A 24,181-nucleotide genomic window follows, 5' to 3' on the forward strand; every position below is an offset into this window, starting at 1 on the left:
TTAGACGTAAATCATCTGAATCACCCAAGCCGAACACCTGTTTGAAGCATCGTCTACACTCGACACCATGACAGCCGCGTTCCAAGCCTCTTTGCTCGGCCTCGACGAGGAGGTCGGGCTGCGGCCGCTCGCCGGGGCCGTCCGCAGGGCCGACCTCGGCCGGGGCGCCTGGATCGAGCTGCGGCCGGGCTGGCTGGCCGGGGCCGACACCCTGTTCGAACGCCTGGCGGAGCGGGTGCCCTGGCGGGCGGAGCGGCGGCACATGTACGACAAGGTCGTCGACGTGCCCCGCCTGCTGAAGTTCTACGACGAGCACGACCCGCTGCCCGATCCGGTGCTCGGCGACGCCAGGCGCGCGCTCGACGCCCACTACGGGCGGGAGCTGGGCGAGCCGTTCCGTACGGCGGGGCTCTGCTTCTACCGCGACGGCCGCGACAGCGTGGCCTGGCACGGCGACACGATCGGGCGCGGCAGCACGGAAGACACGATGGTCGCGATCATCTCCGTCGGCAGCCCCCGCCCGCTCCTGCTCCGCCCCCGGGGCGGCGGCCCCTCGATCCGCCACGACCTGGGCCACGGCGACCTCATCGTGATGGGCGGGAGCTGCCAGCGCACCTGGGAGCACGCGATCCCGAAGACCTCCCGCCCGGCGGGGCCCCGCATCAGCATCCAGTTCCGCCCCCGCGGCGTCCGCTGACCCTGCCCCGCACTCCTACTGAGGGTGCGCGTCTCACGGCGCTCAAAAGTCGCCGGCCGCCCGTATCGCCGGCTGCACGCGTTCGCGATGGGCCGCTCGGGCTCGGAACAGTCCCTTGATGACGTCTGCACGAGATCGCCTGTTCCTCTATCGTTCTGCCTCGCGGGAAGGTCGCCGAAGAGGAGGGCTCTGTGGTCGATCTGCGCGACTGGTCAGGTCTGGTTCGGGGCCGCCACGATCGCTTCGATGGTCTACACGTACGTGCCCTCAGTGGCGCAGCCGGCCAATCATTCGCGAGCCCGTTCGAGGTTCTGGCCAACGATGGGGGCCGCTACTTCGTCAAGGCGCTGGAAGGATGCCAGGAGTTCGCACGTGGCTCGCTTGCCATCGAATACGTGGTCGCCGAAGCGGGCAGGCTGATCGGTGCGCCGGTTTGTGACACCAGTCTGATCAGGATCCCCGAAGATCTCGCCGACTGGCCGATGCCCTTCGGCAAGCTCCAGCCCGGCATCGCACATGCGAGTGCGGCGATAGACCAAGCAGTGGAGTGCCGACCGGCGCTGCAGCACCGACTAAAAGACGACAATCGCAGCCGTCAGGTTGGGCTTTATGCCCTGTATGACTGGTGCTTCGGTGATGATGCGCAATGGCTCCACGATGTGGACGACGACCGAGCCATCTACAGTCACGATCATGGTTTGTACCTGCCACCACACGACGGAACCATCAGGGCGGACCTCCTGCGGCGGTGCGTCGACGAGCCGAATGAGTTGTCCGACCCTGCAGACGGCCTCGCCCCAGAGGCGGTCAGGAGAGTGTCAGCGGCGCTTGAGAGAATTAACCGCGATGCTCTCGTCAAGGTAGTGCGTGGCGTGCCAGCATCGTGGCCAGTGACCGACGACGATCTGGAAGCACTCGGCTGGTTCCTCGAACATCGGGCGCCAGCGGTTGCCGCCAGGGTACGAGCGTTGATCTGAAGGGAGGTCGGTCCAATGAGTCGCTACGTCTACTCGATTGTTCGCTGTCTCCCGGACCCGCGCACCGGTGAGTTCGTCAACATCGGGGCCATTGCTGGAGATCCTCTCACCGGCCGGTGGGCGGTCAGGCAGCTGAGCAATACCGAGAGGATTCGCAAGTTCGTCGGCGGGCCGGCTCTCGAAGCTGCCACGAGTTGCCTTCTGGCCCTGGGCGAGGAGATCGATCAGAACCAGGCCGCCCTCATGGAGGATGAGGCCGAGCCTCTCAACGAGGACTGGCTGGCGAAACTACACCGCGATCATCGCAACGTCGTTCAATTCAGCCAGCCTGCTCCGATACTGGCGAACGATCCACAAGAAGCCCTCGCGTTTGTGTTCGATCATCTCATCATCGATCCGGTGGCGCCATCAAAGGAGCCGCACGTCACTAAGTACGATCTGCGCCGCAACCTTCGAGAAGCGTTCAAGCAAGCACTGATCCAAGAGAGTCTGATCCGCACCAAAGTCGAGATCATCGTGGGCGCTCGCGTGCACACCCCAATCGACTTCGCGATCGCGAATGGCAGAGTAGTTCAACTCACGCAGGCATGGTCATTCCAACTTGCTCAGGTTGAAGACGTTCCCATGAAGGTGAAGGCGTGGGGGTACGCGCTTGAGCGGCTGCGGAGGGGTGAAGAGGCGCGTGTCATCGACTCTGTCGGCCGAACGAGCACCATCAGCCCCAACGTTGACTTGCAAGTAGTAATCGCACCGCCGCAGACTCGCCAGCAGAGGGACGCGTTCGAAGAAGCCCAGCAGGTGTTTCGGAATCTTTCCGCTGAAGTTCATGACCTCGCCGACGTGTCAGCTGTCACATCGAAGGCAGCCGAGTTGGCGCAAACGCTCCGATAGCTCGCTGGGACTGCGCCTCCGATTCGCACATCGTGACGATGGCCAGATGAGGAGCGCCATCTGGGGTCTCCCTGACGACCGGCGATCGCAGAAGACAAAGGCGAGCCCTGCGGGACAGGCAATGCCCACTCGCCGCGAACCCGGCCTCGTCCGGCAGCGCCTCCGGCATCCCGCCGGAGGCCCACACCACGTTCCGGCTGACGGGGACAGGCCGCGCAGGCGCACACGAGGGCGGCTGACGCCGCGCCTGACGCGATTCGAAGCTTCATGTCGGGCAAACTAACCCAACGGATCATCACCGTCCATGCCGCCCAGGAAGCCGGCGATCAGTGCGTTGACGCGGTCGGGGCACTGGCGGTTCGACCAGTGGCCGACGCCCTTCAGCAGCTCCAGGCGGCAATCGGGGATGAGCGCGGCGGCGGCCCTCGTCGTGGCGGGAGGCACCCCCACGTCCCGATCGCCCTGGATGAGCAGCGTCGGGCAGGCGATCTCGCCCAGCCGCGGACGGAGGTCGACGCGCATGCGCAGCGGCCCGATGGAGGCGTTCTGCCAGTCGGACGACCCCGCGCCCGCCTCCCGCACCTCTTCGAGGATCTCGTCCACGACGTCCTCGAAATCCGGGACGGGCCCCGCGAACAGCGCCTTCCTGGTGAACGCGGCCACCCGCGGCCGGGTACGGAGCATCGCGCCCGGCAGCGTCCGGTTGAGCAGCGACACCCTGGCGGTGAGCCACAGGGCCTGGTGGACGACGGGCGGGAACGACAGGATGCCGGCCGGGGCCAGCGCCACCAGCCGGTCCACCCGCCCGGGGTGCCGGATGGCGGTGGCCAGGGCGAGGGCTCCGCCTTGGGAGAGGCCGACCAGCGCGGCCGACCTGAGCCCGAAGTGGTCGAGAACGTCGACGACGCAGCGCAGCATGCGCTCGTGGTCGGCCTTACCGCGCCAGGGACGGCTGCGGCCCTGTTTCGGCCAGTCGAGCGCGAGCACGTGATGCGTGTCGGCCAGGACGGGGATGAGGTGGCGCCAGCTCAGCAGCGCGTTGTCGACCCCGGCGCCGCTCAGGAGCAGCACGGGCGGCGCGGCGGGGTTCCCGGCGCTGTGCACGTGCAGCCGCCCTTCCGGACAGACCAGGTACGTACTGCGCAGTCCCTCCGGGGGAGGGGGACCGTCTGTCATCGTTCGCCGCCTCGCATCACGGTCGTTCCAGTCCTTTTCGGTACGACCGTATCGGCTGTCGGCCCCGATCTCATGCCGCTTGCGGGCATGCTGTCATTGGGCATGCCGTCGCCGGGCTCATGCCGACTGCTTGGCGGAGCCCCAGGAGAGCAGGGACTCGGCCGTGCTGAACCGGCGGCTGGAGGCCGACTCGTCGAGGATCACCCCGACCAGCAGCCGCCCGCCGGACTCTCCGGCGAACGCCAGGCAGTACCCCGCCGCCTGGGTGAAGCCGGTCTTGAGGCCGACCGCGCCGGGCGAGCCGAGCAGCCGGTTGGTGTTGCGCCACACGTACGAACCGTGCTCCTCGGTGGCGTCGAGGCCGTGGCGGCGGGTGCCGGCCACCTCCTTGATCAGCGGGACGCGCAGCGCCTGGGCCCCCAGTACGGCCTGGTCCCTGGCGGTGGAGTAGCCGTCGCCGGCGCGCGTGGGCAGGCCGTCGGCGTTGACGTAGCGGGTGTTGTTCATGCCCAGCTCGCGGGCCGTGGCGTTCATCTTGGCCACGAAGCCCTGGACGCCGGGCCCGTACGTGCGGGCCAGCGCGTGGGCGGCGTCGGCGCCGGAGGGCAGCATCAGGCCGTAGAGCAGTTCGCCGACCGTGATCCGGTCGCCGGCGCTCAGGTCGGCGGTGGTGCCGCCGCCGTTCTCTGCGTACGCGACGTCCTCGGCCTTGATCCGCACCACGTCCGTGGGCTTGGCGTTCTTCAGCACGACGTACGCGGTCATGGTCTTGGTCAGGCTGGCGATCGGCATCCGTTCCGTGCCGGCCTTGTCGAACAGCACCTTGCCGGAGGAGGCGTCCAGCAGGTAGGCGGCGCGGCCGTACACGGAGGGCGTGTCGGCGGCGAGGCCGGTGAGGGCGGGGTGGGCGGGCACGGAGGGCGCGCCGGTGACGACGGCGGCGGCTGCGGGGGCGGCGGTCGCGGCGGCATGCGCGGTGGTGCTCAGCCCCGTGACCAGGGCAAGGGCGCCTGCCATGGCAGTCAGATAAGCTTTCCCGTTACGCATGGGCCCCAGACTGCCGCCCCGCTTGACATGCTTTTGCCAAAAAAAGTGAAAGTCTATGACGGCTCTTCCAGAAACCCCGAGATAGCTGGAAGAACCGTTAGGTAGATTTTTTGGAGAAAGGCCGAAAACTAGGAGATTCGGCCCACTCCGCCGAGTACCCGCAGGTCGGTCCGCTGTCCGGACAGCGCGTCAGGACGCCACAAATGCACGTCGACCACCCCCGGCTCGACCGGTTCCGTGCCGTCGAACAATGCCCTGATCTCCTCGGCCGCGCGCAGATGCAATGGCGCGGGGGCGTCCGCGTTCGCATTCCGGATCCGCTCCAGCGTCTGCTCGCCGACCCCCTCGTACGTCGCGTGCGAGACCACCAGCAGGCTTCCCGGTGCCAGCCGCTCCCTGAAGGCGGCCACCACGCGGTGCGGGTCGTCCTCGTCGGAGACGAAGTGCAGCACCCCGATGAGCACGAGGGCCACCGGACGCGACCAGTCCACGACCCCGTCGAGAGCGGCGATCACGCGCTCGGGCTCGCGTACGTCGCCGGGCACGATGTGCACGCCCTCCCCCTCGCCCGGCGCCCGGCCGTACGAGAGCACCACGGGGTCGCTGTCGACGCCCACCACGACCGAGCCGTGGTTCGCCCTGGTGGCGACCTCGGCGACGTTGGGGGAGGTGGGGATGCCCGTGCCGACGTCCACGATCTGGCCGACGTGGGTGGCGCAGTAGCGTACGGACCGCCACATGAACCGCCGGTTCGCCCAGGCCAGCTCACCGCCCTCGGGGAACGCCCGCATCACCCGGTCGGCGTGGGCGCGGTCGGCGGCGAAGTTGTCCCTTCCGCCCAGGATGAAGTCGTGCACGCGGGCGGGGGAGGGCTTGGTGGTGTCGAACTCGGTCGTCACGGCGACTCCGTTGCGGGGGTGGGGTGAGGTTGGGGGACAGGGACGTCCCTGTGTGGTCCCTGCGACTCTGCGTCCCTGTCGGCAACCGAGGATAACCAGGCGCCCCACGATCCGCGAGCCCGGTCACCGCTCAGGTCTCCGGGCGATCGCAGGTCAGCGGGCGCTCCAGAAGTTGTCGACGATGCGCTCGCCCGCCGCCAGCTCCGCGAACAGGTCCTCCCAGAGCGGCATCACCTGCTCAGGCCCGTACGCCCGCGACGTCCTGACCGCCGCCTTCCCCATGCGCACCCGCAGCTCCCGGTCGGCGATCAGCCGGTTCAGCGCGGCGGCCAGCGCGTCCACGTCCCTGGGCGGCACCAGGACGCCGTCCACGCCGTCGGTGAGCACGTCCCCGGGCCCGGTCGGGCAGTCGAAGGCGACCACGGGCAGCGCGTGCGTCATCGCCTCGATCATCACCATGGGCAGCCCCTCGAAGCGGGAGCTGAGCGCGTACACCGACGCGTTGGCCAGCTCCCGATCCAGCCGATCGGTACGGCCGGGCATCGACACGTGCTCGCCCAGCCCGTACTGCTCGACGAGCCCGACGAGCTGACGCTCGCGCGCCCCGGTGCCGAAGATGCGCAGCCGCCACTCGGGATGCTCGGGCACCACCTGGGCGAACGCCTTGACCAGCAGGTCGAACCCCTTCTGCGGCACGAGCCGCCCGGCCGCGACCACCACGGGGTTGACCTGGAGGGAGGGCTCCTGGTCGACCCTGTGGACCGCGTTCGGGATCTGCACGGTCGGGGTGGAGGGCAGCAGACGCCGGTACTCCAGCCGGTTCGTACGCGTCAGCACGGTGATCGCGTCGAAGCGGTCGTAGTGGCGGGCGATCTCCCTGCGGATGACGTCGGGGTAGGCCGACAGGTTCATGTGCTCCTGGGCGACCCGGATGACCGACTTGGGGGTACGCCGGGCGGAGATCAGGTTGAGCGCCGGCCGGGTGGTCACCAGTACGCCGTCGCGCAGGCTGGAGACGTACTCCATGGCCGCCCACTCGACGCGCTCGGTGAAGTAGTCGGCCGCGAACTCGCCGCGCGGCACGATCTTCCCGCGTACGCGGCGCCACGCCTTGCGCGCCACGGAGTCGGGCTGCCGTCCGGCGCGCTGGTCCACCAGTGTGGTGACGGTGATCCGGGGGTCGAGCGTGAACTGGGGGGTGTCGCGTCGCCGTACCAGGCTGACCAGCTCGACGTCGTGACCGGCGGCGGCCATCGCGTTGGCCTGGTTGACCACCGTGCGGATGCTGCCGCCCATGCCGTAGGCGTGCAGCATGAGATAGCGGATCTTCACTTGGAGGGCTCCCAGGTCCGTCGGGTGGGGTTCTGCGCGTCCGGGATCCAGCGCGGCACGGCGCTCCCGGCGGACCTGACCAGCGCGTCGAACGTCTTCCGCGGCCAGCTCATGCCGAGGCAGACTACCTTTCGTTCCTGGTAGTTCCCTGGCAACGACCGAACGGGCATGAGCGGCCCATCAGCGCGAAGGCGGGCCGCCGGACAAAGCCGGTCGTCGACTGCCGGGGCAGGCCGTCAGGGGTCGTCGGCGGGGTCCGCCGTGTAGCGCAGCAGCTCTCCCGGCTGGCATTCGAGCACCTCGCACAGCCGGGCCAGGGTGGAGAACCTGATGGCCCTGCCCTTGCCGGTCTTGAGGATGGACAGGTTGGCGATCGTCACCTCGACCCGATAGGACAGCTCGGTCAACGTCATGCCACGCCGGGCGAGCAGCTCGTCGAGCCGGATCTCGATGCGCCCGTTGAGCTCGCCTGGTGGCACTCAGATCGTGCCTTCGATCTCGTCGAGCATGGCCAGGCCGCGCCCGATCACTTCAGCCACCACGAACACTCCCACCCCTGTCAGCACGGAGACGAACGGCCAGCCGACGTCGCCGGGCACCACGTACGCGTCGACGGTCATCATCCTGGCCGCCACGGTCTTGGCCGCGAAGTCGAGAGCACAGGCCGCCAGTGAGCCAAGCGTGAGGATCGTACCGATCTTGCGCAGGTCGCGCACCGTGTCGGTGGAGAACAGGGCGCGGTCGCCGGCCACACCCCGGCTGGTGATGCGGACGAGCAAGAACAGGGAGAAGACCAGCACCAGCGCGCCGGGCAGCCACGTGAACAGATGGAGGGCGGCCAGCATCGGCGCGCGCGCAGGGTCATGGAGGGTCGCCTCGACTGTGACGTGCAGTGCGCGTACGCCCGGAGCCAGGGCTCCGTCAAGGGACACGTCGGCGCGTGACGGCCAGAGCCCGGTGAAGCCGTAGTCGGCCTTCGCCATCGACAGGGCGGACATGACGTCGGCGATCAACCCCGCGAGGGATGCCAGCAGGCTGAGGACGAGAGTGGTGATCAGGAGCGCGTGCAGCCGCCGGGTCCAGACGCCGGCTGCCGGGGGCGCGGTTGTTGTCGGGCTGCTGGGCATCGGCCGCCTCCTTTATCGTTTATCAATGAGGACCCGGCTCACGATAGCATCGAAAAACGATAAAACAAGCGAGGCTTGGATACCTGCGGCCTGGCGCGCGCAAGCCGCAGAAGGCTGGATGCCCTCTCTGCGGCGGTCGCCGATCGAGCCCGGCGTCCGTCGGCGGCACCGATGCGGGTTCGCGTCGTCACGGCTGAAGGGGTGGGCGAACGGCGGTGGATCCCAGCCGGAGAGTGAGGCCCTATTCGCGTACGAGGACCTCGACGGGCCGGCCGTCCGGGTCTCTGAGCACCTGCCGCCCGGGAGCGCCGCCGGACAGGCCGTCGACCTCGAACGCCAGCCGCAGGGCCCCCGTCCGGCGCTCGGGCCCGCCCGGGTAGAGCTCGATGACCAGGCCGTCGTGCAGCACGGCGGCGTAGTGCGGCGGCCCGTCGCCATGCTGCTCGGCCTCGAACTCCAGGCCGAGGGAGGTGTAGAACTCCCGGCACTCCTCCAGCCGCCCGGTGTAGATCACCACAAGACTCGCCCTCGCCACCACGCCCGCCAGGCTAACCGCTCCCACCCGACCGGCACATCACCCCGGGCCGCCTGACCTGGTCGTGGCGGCCGGAACGCGGGCTTCCAGGGGGCCCGGCGCCAGGGGCGACGAAGTCGGGCAGGGCCTCGCCCTGGTGCTCGGACACGGCTTCATGCTCGATTCGGCGACCTTCTCCAGGCAGGTCGCCGCACTCTCCGACCGCTATCGCGTGATCACCTGGCACGCGCGCGGGCACGGGGCGACCGAGTACGACGGCCGCCCGTTCACGTTGTGGGGCGACGCACGGGACCTCATCGCGCTCCTCGGCGCGCTCGACATCGACCGGGCCGTCATCGGCGGCCACAGCATGGGTGGTTTCGTCGCGCTCTCGGCGGCCCTGCTTGCGCCACAGCGCGTTGCCGGGCCGGTCCTCGTCAACACCACGCCGTACGGCCAGGCGCAGAGCAACGCCGAAGAACTCGAGGACTTCGCCGACGCCTGGCAGCGGACCCGGACATCAGCGTGGCCGAGGTGCGCCGATGGTCGTCGGCGCTGCCGAACGTGCGGCAACTCGTGGTGATCGACGGCGCCCCGCACGCCAGTTGCGTCACCCACCCCGGGGAAGTGTCCAGGGCCATCGACCGCTTTCTGTCCGGACTCGTCTCCGCGTGAACTGTCCGGACCGTGAAGACCAGGGAACACCAAGAAGCCCCAGGCTCCCGGCAGATGCCGTGAGTCTGGGGCCGTTGGGCTGACCCAGAGGGGTCGTGGAGCCTGGTGGACGATACTGGGATTGAACCAGTGACCTCTTCCGTGTCAGGGAAGCGCTCTCCCGCTGAGCTAATCGTCCTTGGAGGTGGCGACGGGATTTGAACCCGTGTGGACGGCTTTGCAGGCCGCTGCCTCGCCTCTCGGCCACGCCACCGAGTCAAAAACCCTGCTCCGAGCGGAAGACGGGATTCGAACCCGCGACCCTCACCTTGGCAAGGTGATGCTCTACCACTGAGCCACTTCCGCGTTGCTGCGTGCTCAACAATAGCGCGTTTCCCGGCTGGATGCTTACTCGTAGGTGACGCTAGCGCTCCTCCCCGCGGAGCCGGCGGGCCACGTAGTGCTCGGTGGCGGGCAGGGAGAGGAAGATTTCGAGGATCCTGGTCAGGCGGTGGACCTCGATGCGGTGGAAGGCGGGCCCCTCCGAGCGGGCCAGGAGGAGCGAGAGGGCCAGCGGCGGCAGCGGGGCGTGGATGAGGTGCGGGCCGCCCTCAAGCGTCACTGCCGTGGGACGGGCGGGCGTCTCGCCGGGGACGGCGAGGTCGCGCGGGGCGCGCCAGCTCGCGTAGACCACGCGGCCCTCGGCGGCGGTGGCGGCCCAGTCGGCGCTGAACAGGACGGGGAGCGAGTCGACCAGCGTGGTCAGCGCCCGGTCTCCTGCCGTGGTGAGGTACTTGAGAATCTCCAGCTCCGGGTACGTGCCCGGCGCCTCACGGGTCGGCCAGACGCCCTCGACCGTGACGTCCGTCACGCTCTCCAGCCCCTTGACCAGCGTCTGCCTGGACGTCGTGTCGGGGCAGAAGACGGTGATGTCGTCGAGCGCCCGGCCCCCGCCCCGGTCGAGCACCGTCACCTGCGTGATGTCGGCCCCCGAGGCGCCCAGCACCGTGGTGACCTGCGCCAGGGCGCCCGGCCGGTCGGGCAGCGCGACCCGTACGCGAAGAAGCATCCGTTCCCCCTCAACCGAAGATGCCGGATCACAGATTATCCGTGGAATACCGGTTGCGGCCTGACCTGCGCTACAACTGACGGCGTGAAGATTGGGCCGATCGGGGTGTGGCCGCCGGTGGTGCTCGCGCCGATGGCGGGCATCACCAACGCGCCGTTCCGGGTGTTGTGCCGGGAGCAGGGCGCGGGACTGTTCGTGTGCGAGATGATCACGACGCGGGCCCTCGTGGAGCGCAATCCGAAGACGTTGCGGATGATCAGGTTCGCGGAGTCGGAGCGGCCGAGGAGCATCCAGCTCTACGGGGTGGACCCCGACGTCGTGGGCCGCGCCGTACGGATGATCGCCGACGAGGGCCTCGCCGACCACGTCGATCTGAACTTCGGCTGCCCGGTGCCCAAGGTGACCAGGCGCGGCGGCGGGTCGGCGCTGCCGTACAAGCGGAACCTGCTGCGCCGGATCCTGCGGCAGGCGGTCGCGAACGCGGGGTCGCTGCCCGTGACGATGAAGATGCGCAAGGGCATCGACGACGACCACCTCACCTACCTCGACGCGGGCCGGATCGCCGCGGAGGAGGGCATCGCCGCCGTCGCGCTGCACGCGCGCACCGCCCGGCAGCACTACGGCGGCGTGGCCGACTGGGCGGCCATCGCCCGGTTGAAGGAGGCCGTGCCGGAGATCCCCGTGCTGGGCAACGGCGACATCTGGTGCGCCGACGACGCCGTCAGGATGGTCGCGGAGACCGGCTGCGACGGCGTGGTCGTCGGGCGGGGCTGCCTGGGGCGGCCGTGGCTGTTCAAGGACCTGGAGAACGCGTTCAACGGCAGCCCGGAGCGGGCCCGGCCGACCCTCGGCGAGGTGGCCGGGGTGATGGCCAGGCACGCCGAGGGGCTGACCGCGTGCTTCGACATCGAGCGGTACGCCGTGGCCGACTTCCGCAAGCACGTCGGGTGGTATCTGAAGGGCTTCACGGTCGGAAGTGACCTGCGGCGCGAGCTGGCCACGGCCGAGTCGCTCGACGGGCTGCGCGAGGGGCTGGCGAAGCTGGAGCACGACCAGCCGTGGCCGCCGAACACCGACACGCCCAGGGGCAAGTCCGGCGAGCGGTCCAAGGTGCACCTGCCCGACGGGTGGCTGGACGACCCCTGGGACTGCCCGATCCCGGCCGCTGACGCGGAGTCCGACATCTCCGGCGGCTGACCGCGCGCGCTCTGCGGCCGATGGGCTGTCGGCTAGTGAGGGCCGGTGACCTCGGTGCCGCAGGGGCCGCCGCCGGTCGCCGGTTCCAGGCGTACGGGTTCGCCCGACATCGTCAGCGTCGGGTAGTACTCCGCGATCCGCTCCGCCGAGTGGCCCACGTAGTGGCAGATGAAGCTGCGGCGGAAGCGGTCGGCGGTGCCGTTGGGCTCCGAGCCGTGCACCAGGCTGCCGTTGAAGAAGAGCACGTCACCCGGGTTCATGTTCACGGGCACCTTCGCCAGGCCGGGCGGCGGGGGCACGTACTCGCGGGTGAACGACACGTCCTGGTCGGCCTCCTCCGGGCAGAACAGGTCCATCAGGTGCGTGCCGGGCACCACCTCCAGGCCGCCGTTGGCGCGGTCCACGCGGTCGAGCGCCACCCAGGCGGCCACGCAGGTGCCCGGCTCCACCCGGAGGTAGAAGTTGTCCTGATGCAGAGCCTGGCCCCTGGCGCCCGGCGGCTTGAAGTAGAACATGCTCTGGGCTGCTATCGGCTCCTCGCCCAGCAACTCGCGGACGATCGCGGCGACGCGCCCGTCGAGCAGGTAGCGCAGGGCCAGGTCGTCGATCTGGTGGGGGTGCATGATCCGGGGGTACTCGCGCAGGACGTCGTACGGCTGCCCCGGCTCCTGCGGGCGCGGCGCGAAGTGACCCGGGATCGGGCCCCGGGCGTGCAGCGCCATGAACCCGTCGCGCAGCTCGGCCACCTCCTCCGGGGCGAACAGGGCGGGCACCAGCACGTACCCCTGGTCGTGGAAGTCGTTGAGCCTCATGCCTGCCACGCTAGGCGGCCGGATCGTGCGACGGTATGCCTGTGACCGCTGAAGACCTGTCTGTTCCTGCTGCCGAGCTGATGATCGTGGGCCACTACGACCAACTGCCGGGCTACGCCACGCGCCGGGCAGCGGGCTCGCCGAGCTGGTTGCTGCTGTGGACCGAGGCGGGGGCGGGGTTCGTGGCGCAGGGCGGGGCGTCGTTCGAGGTGCGGGCGGGGGACCTGGCCGTGCTGGGGTCGGGGGTGCCGCAGCACTACCGGGTGCTGCCGGGGGCCGGGCGGTGGCGGTTCTGGTGGGTGCACTTCCAGCCGCGCGCCTCCTGGGCGGCCTGGCTGGCGCCGTATGCCAGGGAGGGCCGGGCCCACCTGGTGGCGGGCGTGCCCGGGGCCGTGCACGAGCGCATCGACCTGGCGTTCCGGCGGGCGCGGCGGGACGCGCGCTGGACGCCGGACAACCTCGTCCCCGCCGAGACGCGGGTCCCGGCCGTGGCGGTCGGCGGGGCCGCCCGGGAGCTGGTCGAGGGGGCGGTGGAGGAGGTGCTGGTGCTGGCCACCGCCGCCGCGCGGCCCGCCGAGCCGGGCGAGGAGGGGGACGAGCGCGTACGCCGCGCGCTGGCGCTCATCGCGGCCGAGCCGGGCGCCCCGCACTCGGTTGCCTCGCTGGCGCGGGCGGTGGCGCTCTCGCCCTCCCGGTTCGCGCACCTGTTCGCCGAGGAGACCGGCCAGACGCCCATGCAGGCGGTGCGCTGGGCCCGCGTACGCCACGCCGCGAGCCTGCTGGAGGTCACCGACATGGACGTGGGCCACGTGGCGGCGGCCTCGGGCTTCGTCAGCCCGTTCCACTTCAGCAGGGCCTTCAGGAAGGAGTACGGCCTGCCGCCCCGCGACTACCGCGCCCGCCTGCGCTAGACCTCGACGTGGCCGCCGCTGCGCCAGTAGACGTTGTCCTCCCTGGACAGGAGCCCTTCGTCGATCAGGTAGCGGCGCAGCGCGGCGTAGTCGTCGTGGAACGCCCGCAGGGCCACGTTCACGTCCTTCTCCGGGTAACGCACGCCGGGCTCGAAGACCGCGGCGATGTGGCGCAGCACGACCAGCCGCTTGTCGCGCCGCATGACCGTGGTCGTCAGCCGCCCGTCGACCAGGAACGTCCGCAGCACCCGCTCGTCGGGGCTCAGCGGCTCGGCGGGCTCGGCCTGTGCCCGCAGCAACTCGCGGAAGCGCTCGGGCGTCGCCCGCCAGGCGCCGCTCTCGTCACAGGCGGCCAGGCCGCCGCCGGCCAGCTTCCGCAGCGCCTTGGGGGACAGGTCGCCGCTGTGGCCGAGCACGAGGGAGGCAAAGGTGGTCAGCGTGTCGTCCTGGTAGAGGAGGCCGAGGACGCGCCGGATCTCTTCGTCGTTCACCCGTACCATGGTGTCGCATGATAACGGCATTAATGCTGGCGGCCACGGTCGCCATCCCCGACACCTTCCTCCTGTACGAGAAGGCCGCCGCGAAGAAGGACGACAACCCGGAGACGAGCTGGTCGGTCAGCGGCAAGACGACGGCCCGGCTGGTCGTCAACCCGTGCCAGCGGGCCCGGCTCGGCCAGGCGGGGCGCACGCAGGCCAGGACGATCATCCACACCGCGCTGCCCGACTACCTCAAGGCGGAGCAGGTCGTGCTCTACTCCTCGGCAGCGGCGGCGGGCAGGGCCCTGCGCGACCTGGAGGCCGCCGTACGCGCGTGCGGCACCTCCGGCTACCGCTTCTCCGCCCGCGCAACCGGCCTGGGCGACCGGGGCCTGTCGGTCACCGGGCAGACGTACCGTGGCGGGAAGCCGGCCGTCGGCGGCGAGCGCGCCGTCGTGACCCGCCGCGCGAACGCCCTGATCCTCTACACCGTGGCCGGCGAATGGGGCCCGCCCGCCAAGGCCGACTTCCAGCGGCAGACCAAGGACGCCACCCGCATGCTCGGCAAGATCTGCACCATCGCCGATTGCTGAAGGCGGGGAATGTCTCGATCTTGGGACATTGTCATGACACGACCCCGACGTTCCGTGGACCAGAATGGGTTGACAGCCCTGTGCCGGGACGCCCTTGCCAGTCCGTTCCGGCACACGGCTTGTCGTTCTCCCCGCTCCCGGCCCAGGGCCGCGCTCCCAACTACAGCCGGTTGAGCCCCTGCACGTGCAGGACCGCGCGGCCCTCCTCGTCGGAGGTGGCCAGGTCGACCTGGGCGTCGATGCCCCAGTCGCCGTCACCGGCCGGATCCTTGACCGTCTGGCGCACCTTCCACAGCCCGCTCTCCTCCTCGATGCGCAGCAGCGCGGGCCCGCGGGCGTCGGCGTCGGTGAAGATCTCCTCGTGCTCCTCGTAGTACGCGTCGAGCGCCGCACCCCAGTCGACGTCGGGAGCCAGCTCCTCCAGCTCCTCCTCCTTCTCCAGCGCGCACAGCTCGACCAGCCGGAACATGGCGTTGCGCACCAACACCCGGAAGGCCCGCGGGTTGGCCGTGACCGGCCGTACCTTGGCCTCGAGCTGCTGCTGCTCCTCCAGCGCCGCCGCCGGGTTGGTGAGCTTCTCCCACTCGTCGATCAGCGAGGAGTCGACCTGGCGGACCAGCTCGCCCAGCCACTCGATGAGGTCGACCAGGTCGTCGGTCTTGAGGTGCTCGGGCACCGTACGCGACAACGTGCGGTAGGCGTCGGCCAGGTAGCGCAGCACCGTGCCCTCCGACCGGGCCAGCTCGTAGAACTGGATGTACTCGCCGAAGGTCATGGCCCGCTCGAACATGTCGCGCACCACGGACTTCGGGCTCACCGTGTAGTCGCCCACCCACGGGTGGCCCCGCCGGTAGGTCTCGTAGGCGCCGAGCAGCAGGTCGTCGAGCGGCATCGGGTACATCACCTCGGCGAGCTGCTCCATGCGCTCTTCGTACTCGACGCCGTCGGCCTTCATCTGCGCCACGGCCTCGCCCTTGGCCTTCTTGAGCTGGGCGGACAGGATCTGGCGCGGGTCGTCGAGGATGGACTCGACGATCGAGACCAGGTCGAGGGCGTAGGCCGGCGACTCGCGGTCGAGCAGGTCGAACGCGGCCAGCGCGAACGTCGACAGCGCCTGGTTGAGCGCGAAGTCCTCCTGAAGGTCGATCGTCAGCCGGGCCCGCCGGCCCTGCTCGTCGGGCTCGGCGAACTGCTCCACGATGCCCCCGGCCAGCAGCGAGCGGTAGATCGCGATGGCCTGGCTGATGTGCCGCCGCTGCCACTTGCGGTCTTCGTGGTTGTCGGTCAGCAGGTGCTTCATCGCCTGGAAGCAGTCGCCCGGCCGGTTGATCACCGCGAGCAGCATGGCGTTGCTGACCTTGAAGCGCGAGTTGAGCGGCTCGGGCTCGGCCTCCTGGAGCTTCTGGAACGTGTCCTCGCTCCAGCCCACGAACCCCTCCGGCGGCTTCTTGCGGGCGTAGCCGCGCCGCCGCTTGGGGTCGTCGCCGATCTTGGCCAGCGCCTTGGCGTTCTCGATGTCGTGCTCGGGGGCCTGGCAGGCGACGTAGCCGATGGTGTCGAAGCCCGCGCGGCCCGCCCGGCCGGCGATCTGGTGGAACTCGCGGGCCCGCAGCCGGCGCACCTTGTTGCCGTCGTACTTGGACAGGGCGGTGAACAGCACCGTGCGGATCGGCACGTTGACGCCGACGCCCAGCGTGTCGGTGCCGCAGATGACCTTCAGCAGCCCGGCCTGGGCCAGCCGCTCGACCAGCCGCCGGTATTTCGGCAGCATGCCGGCGTGGTGCACGCCGATGCCGTGGCGAACCAGCCGCGACAGCGCCCGGCCGAACCGGGTGGTGAAGCGGAAGCCGCCGATCATGGCGGTGATGGCCTCCTTCTCGGCCTTGGTCGCCATGTTGATCGACATCAGCGCCTGGGCCCGCTCCATCGCCGCGGCCTGCGTGAAGTGCACGACGTAGACCGGGGCCTGGCCGGTGGAGAGCATCTCCTCCAGCGTCTCGTGCAGCGGCGTCATCCGGTAGGAGTAGATCAGCGGCACCGGCCGCTCGGCGTGCTTGACCACGGCGGTCTGCCGCCCGGTGCGCCTGGTCAGGTCGCGCTCGAACATCGACACGTCGCCGAGCGTGGCCGACATCAGGATGAACTGCACGTTGGGCAGCTCGAGCAGCGGCACCTGCCAGGCCCAGCCGCGGTCGGGCTCGGCGTAGAAGTGGAACTCGTCCATGACGACCTGGCCGATGTCGGCCGCCGCGCCGTCGCGCAGCGCCACGTTGGCCAGGATCTCGGCCGTGCAGCAGATGATCGGCGCGCCCGGGTTGACGCTGGCGTCGCCGGTCATCATGCCGACGTTCTCGGTGCCGAAGACGGCGCACAGGTCGAAGAACTTCTCCGACACCAGCGCCTTGATCGGCGCGGTGTAGAACGTGCGCAGGTCGCGCGTCAGCGCGGTGAAGTGGGCGCCCGCGGCCACCAGCGACTTGCCCGACCCGGTCGGCGTGGCGAGGATCAGGTTGTTGCCTGAGACCACCTCGATGAGGGCCTCCTCCTGGGCGGGATAGAGCGTGAGCCCCCGATCGGCGTTCCAGGCGACGAACGCGTCGAAGATGGCGTCGGGATCGGCGTCGATCTCTTCGGGCAGGCGGTCAACGAGAAGGCTCACGACATCTATCCTGCCGAAGATTGCCGCATGGTCGAACCGGGCGGGACGAACTCGGCGCCCCAGGCCCCGGTTTCCACGCGCATCCGCGGCGAAAGGCGGCCATCCCCGAGGGCGGGGAGCGGGTCAGCGGAGATCGAGCTGGAGCAGGAGGGTGTCGATCCAGCGGCCGTGCTTGAACCCGACCGCCCTCAGCCGCCCCGCCTCCTCGAACCCGTACGCCGCGTGCAGCCGGGCCGAGGCCGGGTCGCCCGAGTCGGCGATCACCGCGACGAGCTGACGGGCGGGGGTCTCGCGCGCCCTGGCGACCAGTTCGCCGAGCAGCAGCCGGCCCAGCCCTCGGCCGGTGTGGCCGGGGTGCAGGTAGATGCTGTCCTCAAAGGTGTGGCGGTAGGCGGCTTTGGGGCGGTAGGGGGAGAGGTAGGCGTATCCGGCCACCTCGCCGTCGGCCTCGGCCACCAGGAACGGCAGCCCGGCCCCCGTGATGCCCTCCGCCTTGGCCCGCCACTCGCCCAGCGCCGGCGGCGTCTCGTCGAACGTGGCCACGCTGGTGGTCACGTAGTGGGCGTAGACGTCGGCGACGGCGGGCAGGTCGGTCTCGGCGAGGGCACGGACACGCGTCATGAGGTCATTTTCCCCAACGGCGGATGACGTGCGTGTTTCCGACTCCTCACGGCGTCGCGGCAGGCACCTCCCACTCCAGGATTCCGGCGGAGAAACCGTTACGCAGCTTCGCGACGATCCTGAGGCCGCGGGTGGTGACGGGGTCGAAGGTGACGCGGTTGACCGTGTCGAGGGCCACGCCGTAGCCGGAGGGCGAGCCGACCGGCCGCCACTGGTCGCCGTCGAGCCAGTGCAGCTCCCAGGAGGCGGGCACCCGGCAGCGGCCGATGCCGGTGTCGTCGAACCAGTAGACCGCGCAGCCCTCGACGCGCCTGGGCTCGCGGTACGCGTACTGCACCCACTCCTCGGTGCCCAGGTGGTCCCACCAGGTGAAGCGGGGGATGTCGTGGTCGGCCGAGCTGCTGGGCCACCTGCCGTCGTACAGGGCGAGCATGGAGCCCTCGGCGTGCGAGGCGGACGCCTCGAACGCGGGCAGCGTCCACTCGTGGGCGTCCTGACCGCGGCCGGCGACCGGGAACGAGGTGATGCGCAGCCGCGCGGCGCCCATGGGGATGAGCCGGACCTCCTCGACGGGGCCGTCTGTGCGGGCCGGGCTGTCCTGCAGCTCGCGCACCACGCCCTGCGGGTCGGCCTGCCAGTTGTCGATCTTCCTGGCCCTGGCGCGCAGCTCCAGCGGGGCGGTCTGGGGCGTGAAGGGGTTGGCGGGCAGAGGGCCGCGCCGCCGCTCCAGGCGCAGGTGGCCGGGCTGCGGGCGGTCGAGGGCGTAGTTCCAGGGGGTCTCGGGGAAGACCTCGTACTCGGGCCAGTCGGGGGTGCCGCCGGTGCGCCGCCAGCTCTCGCCGATGGCCAGGGAGAACGTCAGCGGTCCGTGGTCCACCGAGACCGAGTCGTGGTTGCGCGCCCAGGTCCGTACGGACGTGCGCATCGGCAGCGTCAGCTCCACCCGGTCGCCGTCGCGCCAGGTGCGCTCCACCACCACGTAGCCGGGGCCGCGCCCGGAGACCGGATGGGAGCGCCCGGCCACCCGCAGCCTCGGGCTCCGGCACCAGCCCGGGATCCGCAGGTAGAGGGGGAAGGCGACGGGCTCGGCGGTGGCGACCGTCAGCCGGACCGTCTCCTCGAACGGGTAGTCCGTGCGCTGGTCGACGGTCACCTCCCGGCCTCCGGCGACGCGCGCGGTGACCGTGGAGTCGGCGTACATCGAGGCGGCCAGCCCGCGGTCGTGGGTGGCGAGCCACAGCTCCTCGGCGTAGTACGGCCAGCCCATGCCGTAGTTGTGCGGGCAGCAGCGGTAGTTGTGCACGCCCGGCAGGTACGCCTCCATGCCGAACCCGTTCTGGAACTGCCCGTAGAGCTTGGCCGTGCGGTCGAGCCTGACGCTGTTGGCGCTGGTGATGTAGTGGACCGACCTCTGCTCGGGGTCGAACGCGGCCGGCATCGAGTTGATCGCCAGCTCCTCGCACCGGTCGGCCCACACCGGGTCGCCCGTGAAGCGGGTCAGCATCTCGAAGCTGTGCATGAACTCCACGATTCCGCAGGTCTCGAAGCCCTGGCGGGGGTCGTCGAAGCCGTCCCTGGTGTTCTCGTCGCCGGCGAACCCGCCTCCGGGGAACTGCCCGAACTGTCCCATGACGGTGTCGTAGTTCCGGTACGTGGCCCGCGCGAGGGCGGGGTCGCCGTCGAGCAGGCCGTACTGGAGCGGCTCGCGGAAGCCCTGCGCGATGTTGACGTTGTGCCGCGTCGGCAGGCCGCTGACGTAGTCGGCCGAACCGGAGTGCATCTTGCGCACCAGGTCGAGCAGCCAGCCCTCGCCGGTGCGGTTGTAGAGCCAGTAGACGCTGTCGATGTTGTCGCCCCAGCGGAAGGCGCCCCAGCTCCGGTTGAACACCTCCGCGGGCTGCGCTGCCTGGAGCCGGAAGTATCCCGTCATGAAGGACAGCACGCGGTCGTCGCCCGCGTACTCGTGCCAGGAGCGGAACGCCGACAGCAGCGGCATGCCCGGCCAGAAGTCGGGGCCGCCCTCCAGCGAGGTGCGCAGCCGCGCCGGGCCGAACCAGCCGTCCGGCTGCTGGGTGGCGACGATGCCGGTCAGCCAGCGCTCGGTCTTGGCCAGGGCGGCGGCGTCGCCGGTCACGTACGCGAGGTCGCCGTAGCCGCGCAGCCAGTACGGCAGCTCCTCCCAGGCGTTCTGGTCCGGGCGCACCCAGCCGCAGGTGTCGTAGGCCAGGAAGCCGGAGATCTGGTCGTAGCGCCCGCACAGGCCGTCGAGCTGTAACCGGAGCTGGTGCGCCAGCCAGCCGCGGGGCCGCACGGCGCCGGGCGGGAGCTTGAGGAACGGGGTGGGGGAGAGGGGCGCGCGGTTGGGCGTGTAGAGGCCGCCGGCGGTGGCCGCCGCGGGCCGTTCGACGAACCGCACCCTGGTGCCGTCACCGGCCGCCTCCGCCTGGGCGGGCCCGCCGGCCGCCACCGCCGCCGCCGTGACCCCGCCCGCGACGAGGAACCTGCGCCGCCCGATCGATGCCTCGTGTTCCATGTGAACCTCCCGCGCCTCGCTGTATCGCTCGACGGCAGGAAATCTCACAGAAACGATCTAGTCAAGACTGAATCGATCTGATTCAGTCAGAATGTGCCGGAGAGAGTGACCGACTATGTTCGTAATCGATCGTCAGGTGCGCGCTCGCGGAGCCGTCATCAGCAGTCCGCCGAGCAGCGCGAGCACCGCCAGGAACGGCCCGGCGCCGGGCACGAAGCCGCCGACCGTCAGCGTCAGCACGCCGCCGCCGACCAGCCCGGCCGCCACGAGCATGCCGCGCCAGTTCGCCGGCCCGTACGGCAGCGCCGGCGGCGTCTCGAACCTGGCGAACCCCTTCAGCAGCGGCCACATGACCAGGCACAGCAGCCCGAACCAGATCGGCCACCCGGCGAACCACAGGACGCTGCCCGGCCGCGGCGTGTCCACGCCCAGCAGGACCACCACCACCCCGGTCACCGCGAACAGGGCCGGCATGTGCCACAGGTACATCGTCATGATCCGCGGCCCGGCCCAGTCCAGCAGGCGGGTCACCGGCAGCCGCACCAGCGCCGGGCGCAGCCACCCGGCCAGCCCGACCTGTCCGAGACCGACGGCGAGCATGGCCAGCGTGGGCGGGGCCATGTTGGACACCTCGGCGCCGGGCAGGCCGATCATGCTGCCCGGGTACGGCCCCAGGGCCACCAGCAGCGCCGCCGCCCCGAACCCGCCGGCCGCGAGCAGCCACGGCCGCCGCAGCCGTCCCTCGGCGTAGAAGAAGCCGAGCTGGTGGACGGCCATCCAGACGAACACCACGTTCAGATAGCCCACGGCCTCGAACCCGGTCGAGAAGCGGGCCACGTCCGTCAGCACCGCCCCGGCCGCCAGCGCCATCGGGACGCGTACGCCGTACCGGGCGTGCAGGCGCATGGCGTACGGGGTGGCCAGGACGGCGATCAGGTACACGGCCAGGAACCACAGGAGCTGCCCGGTCAGCTTCGCGCCCACCTCCAGCGGCTGCTGCGGCACCCCCAGCGACAGCAGGACGTGCGGCAGCGGGATCCACACCGCCGCCAGCGGCAGCAGCGGCCAGGCCAGCCGGCGCAGCCGCACCGCCAGCCAGGCGGGCGCGCCCTTGGCCGAGCGGCCGAAGCTGATCGCGTTGGCCGCGCCGCCCGCGAAGAACACCAGCGGCATCACCTGGCTGAGCCACGTCACCACCCACACGCCCGGCGTGGACAGCGCGTTGCCCGTGGTCAGCCGGACGCCGTCGTAGTCGAGGACCGGGATCGTCCAGTGCTGGAAGACGATGAGTGCCATGCCGAGCACGCGCAGCAGGTCGATGAACGGGTCACGGACCGCCGGGCGCGCGCCCGCCGTCCTGCGCGGAACGGCGGCTGCGGGGACGGGGCGGTCCAGCAGGGCGGTCATGGCGGGCCTCGATTCGCGGGAAGGAGCCTCGCGGGGATTCGCGGGGATTCGCGGGGAAGAGCTGATGCCTTCAAGGCTTCCGCCCGGAGCCCGTTCGCACATTGCCGCGAGCCGCCGTCCTGTGGTCAAGATCCCACCACCGGCTCCGGTAGGGCCAGCCCTACCCCCGCACACCGGAACACCTGCTCGTACCGGGCGCGGCGACGTCATACCGTTGAGCCCATGCGCTCCCTGACGAGGCGTGTCCTTCTCGACACCCGCTACACGCTGGTCGGCTTCCCGACCACCATCATCGGCTTCGCGCTTATGCTCGTGGGCTTCGTCGCCGGTCTGGGCACCGCGGTTCTGTGGATCGGGGTGCCGCTGCTGGCGGGCACGCTGCTCATCGCGCGCGGCTTCGCCGACGCGGAGCGCGGCTGGTTGTCCGACGTGCTGCGGCGGCCCCCCGTACGGCCCCGCTACAAGCCGGTGCCGCCCGGCGCGGGTCGCTTCCGCCGGATCGTCAACCCGATGACGAGCGGGCAGTCTTGGCTCGACCTGCTGCACGGCGTCCTGAACCTGCCGTTCGCGATCATCGCCTTCGTGCTCACCGTCGTGTTCTGGGCGATCCCCCTGGCCGGCCTGACCTGGCCGATCTACGGCTTCTTCACCTCGCGCATCCCGGGCAACCAGGAGCTGCCCGAGCTGCTCGGCTTCGACATCGGTTACGGGGGCAACGCGCTCTTCTACGTCGGGCTGGGCCTGGTCTTCCTGCTGATCATGCCGTTCGCGATACGCGGGGCCGCGCTCGTACGGGCCGGGCTGGGCCGGGCGCTGCTGACCGGCGTGGCCGAGCTGCAGGAGCGGATCGAGGACCTGGCGGAGGGCCGCGCCGCCGCCGTCTCCGCCGAGGCCAACGCGCTGCGCAAGCTGGAGCGCGACATCCACGACGGGCCCCAGCAGCGGCTGGTCTCGCTGGCCATGGAGCTGTCGAGGGCACAGCGGCAGATGAACAAGGACCCCGACGCGGCCGAGGCCACCATCAAGTCGGCCATCACCGCCACCCGCGAGACGCTCGACGAGCTGCGCGCGCTCTCGCGCGGCATCGCCCCGCCCATCCTGTCCGACCGCGGCCTCGCGCCCGCCCTGGCCGCGCTGGCCGGGCGCTGCACCATACCCGTCGACCTGGACGTGCAGACCGTCGAGCGCTACCAGGCGGCCGTGGAGAACGCGATCTACTTCGTCTGCGCCGAGACCCTCACCAACGTGGCCAAGCACAGCCGGGCCACCGTCTGCACGGTCCAGCTCGTCCGCCTCGGTGACGTCCTCATGCTCACGATCGGGGATGATGGGGTCGGCGGCGCGCACGTCGCCAAGGGACATGGGCTGGCCGGGCTGGCCGATCGGCTCCGCGCCGTCGACGGGGAGCTGACCGTGCAGTCGCCCGTCGGCGGGCCCACAGTGATCGTGGCGGAGGTGCCGTGCGGGTAGTCGTGGCCGATGATGCGGTGCTGATCAGGGAGGGCCTGGTCAGATTGCTCGAGGAGTTCGGCTGCGAGGTGGTGGCGACCGTCGGCGACGGCGACGCCCTCGTCGAGGCGATCGCCGAGCACAGGCCCGACGTGTCGGTGGTCGACGTGCGCATGCCGCCGTCGTTCACCGACGAGGGGCTCCGGGCGGCGGTGGCGGCGCGGCGGCGCGTGCCCGGCGCGCCCGTGCTGATCCTCTCGCAGTACGTCGAGGTCTCCTACGCCGACGACCTGCTCGCCGACGCCCGTGGCGCGGTGGGCTACCTGCTGAAGGACCGGGTCGTCGACGTGGACGAGTTTCTGGAGGGCCTGCGGCGCGTGGCCGCGGGCGGCACGGTGTTCGATCCGCAGGTGGTGTCCCAGTTGATGGTCCGCAGGCGTAAGGACGACCCGCTGGCGCAACTCACGCCCCGCGAGCGGGAGGTGCTCGGGCTGATGGCCGAGGGGAAGTCCAACCCGGCCATCGGGCGCCAGCTCGTGATCAGTGACGGTGCCGTGGAGAAGCACATCAGGAGCATCTTCAACAAGCTCGGCCTCTACGCGGAGGACAGCGACCAGCATCGCCGGGTGCTCGCCGTGCTGACCTACCTGCGTTCCTGACCACTCGTCCCGCCGTCACCCGTCCCTCGGCCCTGCCCGCCGTCGAGCGGGGCGGCTCCGCTCGGCGGTCACTCCTGGCCGGTGAGGGGTGGCCGGCCGGTCCGCGCGACGTCGCGCGCGGACCTGGCGGCTCGGAGGTCAGCCGAGCGCGTCGACCAGCTTCTTGCGCTGCTGGGCGCCCAGGCCGCCGAGACGGCGCTTCTCGTCGACGCCCGCCTCCTCCATCAGCGCGGTGGCCTTGGCCGGGCCCACGCCCTTGACGGCGCGCAGCGCCTGGGAGACCTTGATCTTCTTCGCGATGTCGTCGTCGCGCTCCAGCAGCTGAGCGAACGTCAGCTCGCCCGCCTTGACCTTCGACAGCAGAGCCGTGCGCGCGGCACGGGCCTCGGCGGCCTTGGCCAGAGCGGCTTGACGCTGCTCGGGGGTGAGAGTGGGAAGTGCCATCTCAGTTCTCTCCTCGGGGAGTTCTTACGTTCGG

At 70.5% G+C, this 24,181-nt stretch carries 24 protein-coding genes and 3 tRNA genes; 9 read left to right on the forward strand and 18 right to left on the reverse strand.

Annotation, left to right across the window (positions count from 1 at the left end):
• Positions 1-67 precede the first annotated feature (67 nt).
• The 3 genes from ABD844_RS43635 to ABD844_RS43645 all read left to right on the forward strand — a co-directional run bounded on the left by ABD844_RS43635 (position 68) and on the right by ABD844_RS43645 (position 2,565).
• A complete protein-coding gene (locus ABD844_RS43635) occupies positions 68-697 on the forward strand; it encodes an alpha-ketoglutarate-dependent dioxygenase AlkB (protein ID WP_344892597.1) in 630 nt (209 codons plus the stop codon).
• 191 nt (positions 698-888) lie between these two features.
• Positions 889-1,674, forward strand: a complete 786-nt coding sequence (locus ABD844_RS43640; protein ID WP_344892600.1) for a HipA family kinase — start codon at positions 889-891, stop codon at positions 1,672-1,674.
• A 15-nt stretch (positions 1,675-1,689) separates the two neighbouring features.
• Positions 1,690-2,565, forward strand: a complete 876-nt coding sequence (locus ABD844_RS43645; RefSeq protein WP_344892603.1) for a DUF3037 domain-containing protein — start codon at positions 1,690-1,692, stop codon at positions 2,563-2,565.
• Positions 2,566-2,844: 279 nt separating this feature from the next.
• Here the strand turns inward: ABD844_RS43645 and ABD844_RS43650 are convergent, their stop codons facing one another.
• The 7 genes from ABD844_RS43650 to ABD844_RS43680 form a co-directional block, all read right to left on the reverse strand.
• Positions 2,845-3,741: an alpha/beta fold hydrolase gene (locus tag ABD844_RS43650; protein ID WP_344892606.1), complete on the reverse strand. Its 897-nt coding sequence runs from the start codon at positions 3,739-3,741 to the stop codon at positions 2,845-2,847.
• A gap of 117 nt (positions 3,742-3,858) precedes the next feature.
• Positions 3,859-4,758, reverse strand: a complete 900-nt coding sequence (locus ABD844_RS43655) for a D-alanyl-D-alanine carboxypeptidase family protein (RefSeq protein ID WP_344892609.1) — start codon at positions 4,756-4,758, stop codon at positions 3,859-3,861.
• Positions 4,759-4,916: 158 nt separating this feature from the next.
• Entirely contained in the window at positions 4,917-5,687 is a 771-nt protein-coding gene (locus ABD844_RS43660) for an SAM-dependent methyltransferase (protein ID WP_344892612.1), read from the reverse strand.
• 153 nt (positions 5,688-5,840) lie between these two features.
• On the reverse strand, positions 5,841-7,019 hold the full coding sequence (locus tag ABD844_RS43665; protein ID WP_344892615.1) for a glycosyltransferase family 4 protein: 1,179 nt from the start codon (positions 7,017-7,019) through the stop codon (positions 5,841-5,843).
• A 236-nt stretch (positions 7,020-7,255) separates the two neighbouring features.
• Positions 7,256-7,498: a helix-turn-helix domain-containing protein gene (locus ABD844_RS43670; RefSeq protein ID WP_344892618.1), complete on the reverse strand. Its 243-nt coding sequence runs from the start codon at positions 7,496-7,498 to the stop codon at positions 7,256-7,258.
• Positions 7,499-8,146, reverse strand: coding sequence for a DUF2975 domain-containing protein (locus ABD844_RS43675; RefSeq protein ID WP_344892621.1), 648 nt, complete (start codon positions 8,144-8,146; stop codon positions 7,499-7,501).
• 241 nt (positions 8,147-8,387) lie between these two features.
• Positions 8,388-8,684 carry a VOC family protein gene (locus tag ABD844_RS43680; RefSeq protein WP_425568755.1) on the reverse strand — a complete coding sequence of 99 codons (297 nt, stop codon included), beginning with the start codon at positions 8,682-8,684 and terminating at the stop codon, positions 8,388-8,390.
• 61 nt (positions 8,685-8,745) lie between these two features.
• Here ABD844_RS43680 and ABD844_RS43685 point away from each other — a divergent pair, with 61 nt between their 5' ends.
• Entirely contained in the window at positions 8,746-9,243 is a 498-nt protein-coding gene (locus tag ABD844_RS43685) for an alpha/beta fold hydrolase (protein WP_344892624.1), read from the forward strand.
• Positions 9,244-9,438: 195 nt separating this feature from the next.
• On the opposite strand, the gene ABD844_RS43690 is transcribed toward ABD844_RS43685, so the two are convergent.
• The 4 genes from ABD844_RS43690 to ABD844_RS43705 all read right to left on the reverse strand — a co-directional run bounded on the left by ABD844_RS43690 (position 9,439) and on the right by ABD844_RS43705 (position 10,383).
• Positions 9,439-9,513: transfer RNA gene (locus ABD844_RS43690), tRNA-Val, on the reverse strand.
• A gap of 1 nt (position 9,514) precedes the next feature.
• A tRNA-Cys gene (locus ABD844_RS43695) sits at positions 9,515-9,588 on the reverse strand.
• A gap of 20 nt (positions 9,589-9,608) precedes the next feature.
• A tRNA-Gly gene (locus ABD844_RS43700) sits at positions 9,609-9,680 on the reverse strand.
• Between the two features lie 58 nt (positions 9,681-9,738).
• Positions 9,739-10,383: an ACT domain-containing protein gene (locus ABD844_RS43705; RefSeq protein WP_344892626.1), complete on the reverse strand. Its 645-nt coding sequence runs from the start codon at positions 10,381-10,383 to the stop codon at positions 9,739-9,741.
• A gap of 84 nt (positions 10,384-10,467) precedes the next feature.
• Between ABD844_RS43705 and dusB the strand changes: the two genes are divergently transcribed.
• Positions 10,468-11,580 (forward strand): tRNA dihydrouridine synthase DusB, encoded by a 1,113-nt coding sequence (gene dusB / locus ABD844_RS43710; protein WP_344892629.1) that lies wholly within the window; start codon positions 10,468-10,470, stop codon positions 11,578-11,580.
• A 32-nt stretch (positions 11,581-11,612) separates the two neighbouring features.
• Here the strand turns inward: dusB and ABD844_RS43715 are convergent, their stop codons facing one another.
• Positions 11,613-12,392 (reverse strand): phytanoyl-CoA dioxygenase family protein, encoded by a 780-nt coding sequence (locus tag ABD844_RS43715; RefSeq protein ID WP_344892632.1) that lies wholly within the window; start codon positions 12,390-12,392, stop codon positions 11,613-11,615.
• Positions 12,393-12,433: 41 nt separating this feature from the next.
• Here ABD844_RS43715 and ABD844_RS43720 point away from each other — a divergent pair, with 41 nt between their 5' ends.
• Positions 12,434-13,303 carry a helix-turn-helix domain-containing protein gene (locus ABD844_RS43720; RefSeq protein WP_344892635.1) on the forward strand — a complete coding sequence of 290 codons (870 nt, stop codon included), beginning with the start codon at positions 12,434-12,436 and terminating at the stop codon, positions 13,301-13,303.
• Here the strand turns inward: ABD844_RS43720 and ABD844_RS43725 are convergent.
• A complete protein-coding gene (locus tag ABD844_RS43725; protein WP_344892638.1) occupies positions 13,300-13,794 on the reverse strand; it encodes a DUF2087 domain-containing protein in 495 nt (164 codons plus the stop codon). The two genes, ABD844_RS43720 and ABD844_RS43725, sit on opposite strands and share 4 nt — an antisense overlap.
• A gap of 17 nt (positions 13,795-13,811) precedes the next feature.
• On the opposite strand from ABD844_RS43725, the gene ABD844_RS43730 reads away from it, so the two are divergent.
• A complete protein-coding gene (locus tag ABD844_RS43730; protein WP_344892641.1) occupies positions 13,812-14,375 on the forward strand; it encodes a hypothetical protein in 564 nt (187 codons plus the stop codon).
• Between the two features lie 160 nt (positions 14,376-14,535).
• Here ABD844_RS43730 and ABD844_RS43735 read toward each other — a convergent pair whose 3' ends face one another.
• The 4 genes from ABD844_RS43735 to ABD844_RS43750 all read right to left on the reverse strand — a co-directional run bounded on the left by ABD844_RS43735 (position 14,536) and on the right by ABD844_RS43750 (position 21,595).
• On the reverse strand, positions 14,536-17,043 hold the full coding sequence (locus ABD844_RS43735; protein WP_344892695.1) for a DEAD/DEAH box helicase: 2,508 nt from the start codon (positions 17,041-17,043) through the stop codon (positions 14,536-14,538).
• Positions 17,044-17,157: 114 nt separating this feature from the next.
• Positions 17,158-17,655 carry a GNAT family N-acetyltransferase gene (locus tag ABD844_RS43740; protein ID WP_344892644.1) on the reverse strand — a complete coding sequence of 166 codons (498 nt, stop codon included), beginning with the start codon at positions 17,653-17,655 and terminating at the stop codon, positions 17,158-17,160.
• 46 nt (positions 17,656-17,701) lie between these two features.
• On the reverse strand, positions 17,702-20,188 hold the full coding sequence (locus tag ABD844_RS43745; RefSeq protein ID WP_344892646.1) for a beta-L-arabinofuranosidase domain-containing protein: 2,487 nt from the start codon (positions 20,186-20,188) through the stop codon (positions 17,702-17,704).
• A gap of 132 nt (positions 20,189-20,320) precedes the next feature.
• Positions 20,321-21,595, reverse strand: a complete 1,275-nt coding sequence (locus ABD844_RS43750; protein ID WP_344892649.1) for an acyltransferase family protein — start codon at positions 21,593-21,595, stop codon at positions 20,321-20,323.
• 222 nt (positions 21,596-21,817) lie between these two features.
• On the opposite strand from ABD844_RS43750, the gene ABD844_RS43755 reads away from it, so the two are divergent.
• Complete coding sequence (locus ABD844_RS43755; RefSeq protein WP_344892652.1) at positions 21,818-23,065, forward strand: sensor histidine kinase; 1,248 nt, start codon at positions 21,818-21,820, stop codon at positions 23,063-23,065.
• Positions 23,056-23,703 (forward strand): response regulator, encoded by a 648-nt coding sequence (locus ABD844_RS43760; RefSeq protein WP_344892655.1) that lies wholly within the window; start codon positions 23,056-23,058, stop codon positions 23,701-23,703. Before ABD844_RS43755 ends, ABD844_RS43760 begins: the two co-directional genes overlap by 10 nt.
• A 138-nt stretch (positions 23,704-23,841) precedes the next feature.
• On the opposite strand, the gene mihF is transcribed toward ABD844_RS43760, so the two are convergent.
• On the reverse strand, positions 23,842-24,147 hold the full coding sequence (gene mihF, locus ABD844_RS43765; protein ID WP_344892658.1) for an integration host factor, actinobacterial type: 306 nt from the start codon (positions 24,145-24,147) through the stop codon (positions 23,842-23,844).
• Positions 24,148-24,181 lie beyond the last annotated feature (34 nt).

Origin of the sequence: Nonomuraea antimicrobica, from assembly GCF_039536965.1 — a bacterium.
Taxonomy (GTDB): Bacteria; Actinomycetota; Actinomycetes; order Streptosporangiales; family Streptosporangiaceae; genus Nonomuraea; species Nonomuraea antimicrobica.